8 protein-coding genes and 1 tRNA gene are annotated in these 6,481 nt (G+C 62.7%); 6 read left to right on the forward strand and 3 right to left on the reverse strand.

What is annotated here, in order from left to right:
• The 3 genes from AC1Q61_RS32470 to AC1Q61_RS32480 all read right to left on the reverse strand — a co-directional run.
• Positions 1–531, reverse strand: a 531-nt coding sequence (locus tag AC1Q61_RS32470; protein WP_492654927.1) for an SAF domain-containing protein, incomplete at its 3' end; no start/stop codon positions are given.
• Between the two features lie 77 nt (positions 532–608).
• Positions 609–920 carry an FmdB family zinc ribbon protein gene (locus tag AC1Q61_RS32475; protein WP_003946378.1) on the reverse strand — a complete coding sequence of 104 codons (312 nt, stop codon included), beginning with the start codon at positions 918–920 and terminating at the stop codon, positions 609–611.
• A 111-nt stretch (positions 921–1,031) separates the two neighbouring features.
• The gene (locus AC1Q61_RS32480) at positions 1,032–1,610 is read right to left on the reverse strand and encodes a 5-formyltetrahydrofolate cyclo-ligase (RefSeq protein WP_058226064.1); all 579 of its coding nucleotides are present in this window, start codon (positions 1,608–1,610) and stop codon (positions 1,032–1,034) included.
• 59 nt (positions 1,611–1,669) lie between these two features.
• Here AC1Q61_RS32480 and AC1Q61_RS32485 point away from each other — a divergent pair, with 59 nt between their 5' ends.
• The 6 genes from AC1Q61_RS32485 to AC1Q61_RS32510 all read left to right on the forward strand — a co-directional run.
• Positions 1,670–2,581 carry a UTP--glucose-1-phosphate uridylyltransferase gene (locus AC1Q61_RS32485; protein ID WP_003946415.1) on the forward strand — a complete coding sequence of 304 codons (912 nt, stop codon included), beginning with the start codon at positions 1,670–1,672 and terminating at the stop codon, positions 2,579–2,581.
• A 125-nt stretch (positions 2,582–2,706) separates the two neighbouring features.
• Complete coding sequence (gene glp / locus AC1Q61_RS32490; RefSeq protein ID WP_007727526.1) at positions 2,707–3,966, forward strand: molybdotransferase-like divisome protein Glp; 1,260 nt, start codon at positions 2,707–2,709, stop codon at positions 3,964–3,966.
• 21 nt (positions 3,967–3,987) lie between these two features.
• Positions 3,988–4,623 carry a GNAT family N-acetyltransferase gene (locus AC1Q61_RS32495; RefSeq protein WP_007727523.1) on the forward strand — a complete coding sequence of 212 codons (636 nt, stop codon included), beginning with the start codon at positions 3,988–3,990 and terminating at the stop codon, positions 4,621–4,623.
• Positions 4,624–4,890: 267 nt separating this feature from the next.
• A complete protein-coding gene (sepX, locus tag AC1Q61_RS32500; protein ID WP_007727521.1) occupies positions 4,891–5,625 on the forward strand; it encodes a divisome protein SepX/GlpR in 735 nt (244 codons plus the stop codon).
• 102 nt (positions 5,626–5,727) lie between these two features.
• Positions 5,728–5,803, forward strand: a tRNA-Ala gene (locus AC1Q61_RS32505).
• 274 nt (positions 5,804–6,077) lie between these two features.
• The coding region (locus tag AC1Q61_RS32510; protein ID WP_492654928.1) for a hypothetical protein at positions 6,078–6,481 on the forward strand (404 nt) is incomplete at its 3' end.

Consider the following 6,481-nt stretch of genomic DNA (forward strand, 5'->3'; position numbering starts at 1 on the left):
GGATGTGTCAGGGCCGACGGTCAGGACGTCGACGACGTCCCCGCTGCGCAACATGTCCGCGACGGCCGCATCGGCCAATCGGACGGGGACGATGCGGGCGTCGTCGGTTCCTACCGACAACCCGGCCAGCCGTGGGCTGAGAACGCGCACGTCGGTGACGGTTTCTCCGGAGCGAATCGGGCCGGCAACGGTTCTCCCGACTACCAGGTCGGTATCGGAGACAACTCCTTCGGGAAGTTGTTTCGAGTCGATCTCTCGCATCTCGACATCCGAATCCGCAATCACCTGCCCCGGAGTGAGATCGCGGCTCGAGACAACTACGGCGACGGTGTCGGTCGCGGGATCGCCTCGAAAGAAGAGAACAACGCCGAGTGTGGCCAGGACAACGGCTGCGATCTTACGGACTGTCGCCGTGCGGAATCGTGTGCCGCGTGTCAGTTCGACGACGCGATCGAAGGTGCTCGGGCTGAGATCGAGTTGGGCGCGCAGTGGATCGGAGCGCCTCGGCGAGCGAGAACGTGCTGACGGCATTCATGCACGTTAGGGCCGGAAGCGGTGCTTCCGGCCCTAACCATGTGAAACTGTGGACAACCCGGAGGTTGTGGAAATCAGCTCGCGGCAGCCTTTGCGGGCGCCGGCGTGCTGGTCGACGAACTCGATGTCGAAGAGGAGTCCGACTTGGACTCGGACTTCGCAGCGGGTGCCGAATCACTCTTGGCGGGCTCGCTCGCAGTCCCGGAGCCGCCGCGGCTGTCGGTGCGGTAGAAGCCGCTGCCCTTGAACACGATGCCAACAGAGTTGAACAGCTTGCGGAGCTTGCCTGAGCAAGCTGGGCAGACCGTCAGCGAATCTTCGCTGAAGGACTGGACGATGTCGAAACGGTTGTCACATTCCGTACATGCGTATGAGTAGGTGGGCACCGGGCTTCCTCCGCACTGTGATGTTCGAGCAGCCGCGTATTTACACCGCAGCCTTTAGCACTCTACAAGTGACAGTGCCAACAGCGCTAATCAGGGATCTATTCCCGCAGATCAATCGCCTTTGAGTTGCGTGAGGCCGCCGCGCGGCGTCAATGCCCAGCCCATGGGAATGTCGTGGTCGTCGGCAGGCAAGGCCTCGACGAGTTCGGAGTCTCTGACAATTGCCACGAGCCGAGTCTGTGGTCCGACCGACCCGAGCGTCCGGTCGTAGAAGCCTGCGCCACGGCCGAGGCGTGTTCCGCGAAGATCCACCGCGAGAGCAGGGACAAGCATGCATTCCACGTCGGACAGGGCTTCCGGTGGCAAGGCGGGTCCGACAGGCTCCCGAATGCCGTACTTCGCGGGGCGCAAACCGTTCGCGCCGCTGTACTCGACCCAGGACAACGGTCCCGGCTCCCCGGTGATCGGAAGTAGTACACGCTGAGCGATCTCGGCAACGGCGTCGAGCAAATCGGTGGATCCTGGTTCGGTGCGGGTGGGGACGTACGCACAGACGACCGAGCCGTCGACAATCACTGAACGTATGTGCGTGATCAACGCCGCAGTTTCCGTGTTTCGAGTGTGCTCGGAGACTGCATCACGTGCTGCGAGTGTGATTTGTCGCCATTGTGCTTTTGTCTGAGGTGTCACCCCGCAACGATATTCGTCGTGCTGACCGAGCGGTAACAAGCGGCGGCTAAGGTGTTGGCATGACAGACGTTGTCGCTAGCAGCACGAGGGCCTTCCGTACGGCCGTGGTTCCCGCAGCCGGACTTGGTACGCGTTTCCTGCCTGCCACCAAGACGGTTCCGAAAGAATTGCTGCCGGTCGTGGACACACCGGGTATCGAACTGGTGGCAGGTGAAGCTGCGGACTCGGGAGCCGAGCGGCTCGTCATCGTGACGTCCCCGGGCAAAGACGGCGTGGTTGCCCACTTCGTCGAGGATCTCGTGCTCGAAAGCAAGCTGGAAGCAAGCGGAAAACTCGCTGCCCTGGCGAAGGTGCGCAAAGCGCCGGGTTTGCTCGAAGTCGACTCCGTGATTCAGGAGCAGCCCCTCGGCCTCGGGCATGCAGTCGGTTGCGTCGAGTCGGTTCTCGACGACGACGAAGATGCCATCGCGGTCCTTCTGCCCGATGATCTCGTACTACCGCGTGGCGTCCTGGAGATCATGGCGCGAGTTCGGGCCAAGCGCGGAGGATCCGTTCTCTGTGCAATCGACGTCCCGAAAGACGCAGTCAGCGCTTACGGCGTCTTCGACGTCGAGATCGTTCCCGACGCGGTCAATCCCGACGTCCTCAAGGTCGTCGGCATGGTCGAGAAGCCGGCTGTGGAAGACGCGCCGTCGACCTTTGCCGCTGCAGGTCGCTATCTGCTCGATCGTGCGATCTTCGACGCACTTCGTCGCATCGAGCCGGGAGCCGGCGGTGAGTTGCAACTCACCGACGCCATCGCTCTCCTGATTTCCGAGGGCCATCCGGTTCACGTGGTGGTGCACCGCGGAACGCGTCATGACCTGGGCAACCCCGGCGGGTACCTCCGCGCTTCGGTGGACCTGGCGCTCGACAGTGACGATTACGGCCCGTCCTTGCGTAAGTGGCTCGCGGATCGGCTCGACCGCTGAGCGTGTCGCCACGGTGGTTGATCGCCCGATAACGCAGTATCAATGTGCTTGTCCCTTTTCGGCGGCAAGGCATCATGAGCTGACGGATATCACCGAATTTCCAGACACAGGAGGACGCGGACCAGATGCGGTCGGTTGAGGAGCAGCAGACCAGGGTTACCGCTGCTGCAGTGGCACCCCGTCCGGTTCGGGTCGCCATCTCGGAGGCGCAGGGACTGCTGTGTGCCGAGGAAGTGGTGACCGAACGCCCATTGCCGGGATTCGATCAAGCTGCCATCGACGGTTACGCGGTTCGTAGTGTCGATGTCGCCGGCGCCGGAGCCGACCTCCGAGGCGAGGACGGCGAGCCTACCGACCTCACCTTGCCGGTGGTCGGTGAGGTGACGGCGGGCTCACGCCAACCGATCCGCTTGCAACCTCGCCAGGCCGTCCGAGTCGACACCGGCGCGCCTTTGCCCACGCTGGCCGACGCAGTTCTTCCGCTCGAGAACACCGACGGTGGTCGCGCTCGCGTTCGGATCTTCGAGCCGGTGCGTTCGGGCGATTACGTTCGCCGTGCAGGCGACGACGTCCAGCCGGGCGACGTGGCCGTTCGGGCAGGCACCATCATCGGAGCCGCACAGGTCGGGTTGCTCGCCGCGGTCGGCCGCGACAAAGTACTCGTCCATCCCCGTCCGCGCCTCTCCGTCATCAGCGTCGGTGGAGAACTCGTCGACGTGGATCGCACGCCGGGGCCAGGCCAGGTTTACGACGTCAATTCGTATGCCCTCGCCGCCGCAGCGCGCGATGCCGGCGCCGACGTCAACCGTGTGGGAATCGCAGGCAACGACTCGCGTCGTCTTCGCGAAGTAGTCGAGGGACAGCTGATTCGCTCGGAAATCGTTGTCATCGCCGGTGCCGTGGGCGGCGGAGCGTCCGACGAGGTTCGTGAGGCGCTTGCCGACCTGGGGACACTCGAGGTGGAGCGCGTTGCCATGCATCCGGGATCGGTGCAAGGCTTCGGAAAGCTGGGAAGGGACGAGGTTCCGACCTTTCTCCTACCGTCCAACCCGGTCAGCGCACTGGTGGTATTCGAAGTCATGGTTCGCCCGCTGATCAGAATCGCGCTCGGACGCCGCCAGCCGATGCGGCGAGTAGTGAAAGCGCGGACAGTGGGAACGATCACGTCGATTGCCGATCGCAAGGGTTTTCTGCGTGGTCAGCTGATGCGTGACGAAGCGACAGGGGAGTACCTGGTGCAGGCCCTCGGGGGTGCGCCCGGTGCGTCCTCACATCTCCTCGCGACCTTGGCGGAAGCCAATTGCTTGGTTCTGGTCGATCGAGACGTCACCGAAGTGCACATCGGTGAAGAAGTCGACGTAGCTTTTCTCGCCCAACGTGGGTAACGCCGACCCGAGTGGGGTGTGATGTCAGTCCATCCAGGATGGCCGGAAGATCTCGGCCCGCTGCGAGTGCCCGCGGGAGTGGTGACCGTCCGCCCCGTGAAGCTCCGTGACGCTGCTGTGTGGAGTCGTCTCCGCATTCGCGATCGCGAGCACCTCGAGCCGTGGGAGCCCACCGGAGAATCGCCCTGGGATGCTCGCCACCACATCACCGTCTGGCCGTCCCTGTGCGGGAACCTTCGCTCCGAAGCGCGCAAGGGCAGGATCCTTCCCCTGGTGATCGAACTCGACGGGAAGTACTGCGGGCAGGTCACCATCGGAAATGTGGTGCGCGGCGCTCTGCGGTCCGCCTGGGTGGGCTATTGGGTCGCCTCGCACGTGACCGGTGGGGGCGTAGCCACAGCTGCCGTTGCACTCACACTCGATCACGCATTCTCGAAGGTCGGTCTGCATCGAGTGGAGGCCACTGTTCGGCCGGAGAACGCGTCGAGTCGCGCAGTCCTACGAAATGTTGGGTTCCGGGAGGAAGGTCTTCTCAAGCGCTACCTCGATGTCGACGGCCAATGGCGTGATCATCTTCTGGTCGGAATGACCATCGAGGAAGTACCCACCACCGTCGTCGACAGATTGGTGCGGTCCGGACGCGCTTCGTGGGTGTGACGAAGACGGCGCCAGAAGCGTGAGAAACGCGAGCTAAACAGCAGTTACCGCTGAGTAGTCCTACTTTCGTGCGGGAAAATGTGGTTTTTGATTCAACCAGAACTTGAGACTTTTGAGACTGAACCGGAAGTTCAGTTCGGTACGCGTGTGACACATGAGTATGGTGGGGTTCGGCGCGTCGGCAACGATGCGAGGGCGTCGGCCGTTAACCTTGACTCGTCAACGGCTGGCATAGGTGCTGGTAGGTGATCGGGAGGAGGCCGCGGCATGCCTAGCTCATTCGTGTGGATCGGGCTGGTGGCCGTGTGGCTGTTCGTCCTGGTGCCGATGCTTGTCAACAAGCGCCCCAGGATCCGGCAGACGAGTGACGCGGCACTCGCGACTCGAGTACTCCACCGCGGCGACAGCAACCCTGTTCAGCGCGGGCCGGCAGCAGGACATCGAAGCGATCCGAACTGGCAACCAGAACCAGTGCGCAGCAGCTACGACGCGGAGGACCAGATGGACACTCACGCAGAAGACGACTACGCCGGCGGTCGTGCACCGGTCGGAGAATTTGTTCCGGTTCGGCGCGGCCGAGGCGGATTCGACCCCGAAGCGGATGCCATCGCCCGGGAGGCGCGGTATGCATTCCGTCAGCGGACATTGCTGGGACTTGCGTTCGTCGCGATTCTCTCGGGCGCTCTCGCATTGATCATCTCGCCGATGGTGTGGTGGTTGTTTGCGCTGACCGTGTGCGGCCTCGGCGGGTACATGGCGTACTTGCGTCGGCAGGTTCGGATCGAGCAAGAGATTCGCCGCCGTCGTACCGAACGCCTCAACCGATCGCGACTCGGAGTCGAATCGCACACCGACGAAGAGCTTCGCCTGATTCCGGCGCGACTGCGTCGGCCAGGAGCGGTTGTCCTCGAGGTCGACGACGAAGATCCGGTGTTCGATCACCTAGATCACTACGAAGAAGAGATCAGGCACACCGAGATGCGTCGCGCGTCCGGTCAGTGATCTTCTGGGCCGATCTCGTCGGGCCGAAAGTTCGTGTCGGGTGATTCCAACGGGAGTATTCGTTCCTGTTAGAGTTGCCGAGCACCGCTGAGGCGGTGGCACGGGGCTGTGGCGCAGTTGGTAGCGCGCTTCGTTCGCATCGAAGAGGTCAGGGGTTCGATTCCCCTCAGCTCCACCAAGAAGTACCAGCGAAAAGGGTCTTTCAACGAAAGTTGAACGACCCTTTCCTGCATTTTCAGGGCCTGCCCGAATTGCGAAGATTCGATCTGAGTGTGCGCCGTTTCATACGATTGCGACCGCTGATCCGGACCGTTGAGCTTCCAAGTGAGGGATGATCCTTGGGCGGATACATGTTTGCCGGAAATGTAACGAGGGTGTGTCCGGTGCGATAGGCACGGTGAGTCTGCCGCAGTTTTCCGCAGGTCGGACGTATGTGTCGGGGAGGAATGTCGATGAGCCAGCCACGACGGCTAGCGATGATGCTTGTTGCTGTGATGTGCCTGATGGGTATCGGCGTCCTTGCCGTATCGGTCTTCCCCGCCATCGTCGCCGCCCAACCTGGCGGCAACAGCGGTGGTGGCAACAACGGCAATGGAAACGGCAATTACGGCAACAACGGCGGCAATAACAACGGCAACGGTGGCGGTCACAACGGCAACGGCGGCAATAACAACGGCAACGGTGGCGGTCACAACGGCAACGGTGGCGGCAACAACGGCAACGGCAACTATGGCTGGCATTGTCACCGTCACAACTGCGGCACGACCGTAATTCCGACACCGACCACGACGACTGAGCCGACCACGACTGAGCCGACGACGACTGAGCCGACGACGACGACTGAGCTGACCACGAC

Source organism: Rhodococcus sp. MPR-R1B, from assembly GCF_058793255.1.